This window comes from Kitasatospora griseola (genome assembly GCF_014648555.1).
In the GTDB taxonomy this organism is placed as follows: domain Bacteria; phylum Actinomycetota; class Actinomycetes; order Streptomycetales; family Streptomycetaceae; genus Kitasatospora; species Kitasatospora griseola.
On the sequence record NZ_BMRI01000108.1, the window covers coordinates 1 to 968 of the forward strand.

Annotated in this window: 1 pseudogene; it reads right to left on the bottom strand. The window is 75.7% G+C overall.

Annotation, left to right across the window (positions count from 1 at the left end):
• Positions 1-968: pseudogene (locus IEZ12_RS37335) on the bottom strand (cell division protein FtsK); the annotation flags it as partial.

Consider the following 968-nt stretch of genomic DNA (forward strand, 5'->3'; position numbering starts at 1 on the left):
GCCTTGGCCATGTCCTGGTCGCCGACCCACAGGACCATGCGGCCGGGGTGCTCGCCCTTGGCCTGCTCGGGCCACACAGTGCCGATCGGGCGGCGCAGACCGGATGCGAGGCGGCCGCGGCGCTCCATCACGTCGGTGACCTCCACACCGGCGGGCAGTTCGACGTCCGCGCGCCAGCCGGGGCCGTCGCGGGTGATCGGCGCGGGGAAGGTGATCCCGCTGTTCTTCGACCTGGCGGAGGTGATCGCGCCGATGCCGAGGGACTCCAGCGCGGCCACGACCATGTCGGAAGTGAGCTTGGGGGCCTTGGCCTTGACCACGGCGCGGGCGATGAGCGGCTCGTCCGCCGGCGCGCCCGCCGCCCCCAGCGCCAGCACCACGGCCGCGGCCAGCGCCATGAGGGTGGCAGTGGAGGTCATCACCAGCAGCACGATCACGGCCGTGAGGCCGAACACCGACCCGAGCAGGGAGATGACACCGCGCAGCCGCACCCGGTTGTCGCGCTGCCGGCACAGCTTCAGGTACAGCTCGGCGTCCTCGCGCCGGGCGGCCGCGGCGCGCAGCGGCTGCCCCTCGGCGTCGGACGCCCACCGGCCCAGGAACGACAGCGTGCGCACCGCGCCGCGCGGCGAACGGGCCGCCAGCTTCGCGGCGTAGAGCGGGGAACGCACCGCGTGGTAGGCCAGGGAGTGGCCGACGTGGCCGACCGCCCACCTGGCCTGCGCGGCCAGTTCCGCCTTCGACAACAGCCACGCCGGGAGGACCGGGCGCCGCGCACCCTCCGGCGCCGGCAGCGGCACCACCGCGGGCTGGTCGACGTAGACGGACTGCCCGTCCACGTCGTCCGGGTCGACGTCGCCGGTGGGGGCGGGGGCGGGGCGGCGCTCGGTACGGGCCTTGTCGAGGTCGAGGACCTCGCCCCGGGCCTCGGCCTCGGCGTCGGCGGCCATCGACGCCGCCAGCAGCAG